Below are 1,197 nucleotides of genomic sequence, written 5' to 3' on the forward strand. Positions count from 1 at the left end.
CAAACCTTTTAAGTGGACATATAAGGGTAAAGTCTTGGCTGTTTAATAGTCTGTGTATTTACGCCGAGCTGTACTAGAGCTAACTCATAATTGTAAATTGCTGACAACAAATTACAACGCAGACCATAACGGCGACGGCGATTCCGATAACGACTCGACAATATTTTAAAAATTTTGAGACTCCGATTAACGTGTTCAATCACGATTCGCTCCTGTGCTAAAACTCGATTGTAGTCTTTTTCTATTCGAGAAAGTTTCCCATTTTTTAGTTTCTTTCTAGGGATATAACTATTCGTGTGGTAATCCTTTATCCCTTGATAGCAACTATCTTGTAAGCTATTTGTTTCGGGATGAAAATTAGTTTTACTTTTTTTAAATAAGTTAAAATCGTGGCAATGCCCTGATCCAAAAGCAGTACAAATAATTTCTCTTGTCTCTTGATTAATTACCAATTGAGTTTTTAGAGTATGACATTTTTTCTTGCCTGAGTAATATGTTTTCTGTTTTTTTTTGGTCGCTCAATCGCTGTTTCTGTGACATCCATTACCACGAATTCAGGATAATCAGAGTCTTTGAGTAATGCCTTTTTCCCCGGAATACGGAACTTTCCCGTTTTCATTAAAGTTGATTCGATATCAGTTACAATTCGGTAAATAGTTGATTCAGATACTCCCCAACTTGTCCCAATATGAAAATATGTTCGATATTCTCTCCAATATTCCAAGGCGATTAAGACCTGTTCTTCGAGAGTTAGGATGGTGCGACGACCTCTTCTGTCTTTCTGATTTTATGACTTGAAATTTTCCAAGGCGTTAACCATTGCTTTTAAGGTTTGAATTTTGATACCAAATCTACGTTGAAATTGCGAAGGTTTCAAGTTTAGATAAGATTGATTTTTCATGATTTACTTATTGTGTAACGACAACACAACTTTATAGCATTTTATCCTGTTTATTTATAGCAAGACAAGAGTGAAAATAAGTTAGGAGTTGGGATTCAATCAACTCTCAGCCAAATTTTTCATTGTATCATAAAATTATTTTGCAAGAGGTCTAATATGCAATTGACGCCTTTGACAGGATTTTTGCTCCAGGGATGAAGAGGTTATTATTAAGAAATAAAAAATAAATAAGTTGATGAATTATCGGTTATACTGAAAAAAGTGCGCTTATTGCAATTTTCACCCAAACAGAGATT

1 pseudogene is annotated in these 1,197 nt (G+C 34.3%); it reads right to left on the minus strand.

The annotated features are described in order from the left end of the window. Positions 1-8 precede the first annotated feature (8 nt). Positions 9-901: pseudogene (locus QUB44_RS30970) on the minus strand (IS5 family transposase). Between the last annotated feature and the right edge of the window lie 296 nt (positions 902-1,197).

This window comes from Microcoleus sp. AT3-D2 (genome assembly GCF_036705715.1).
Taxonomy (GTDB): Bacteria; Cyanobacteriota; Cyanobacteriia; order Cyanobacteriales; family Microcoleaceae; genus Microcoleus.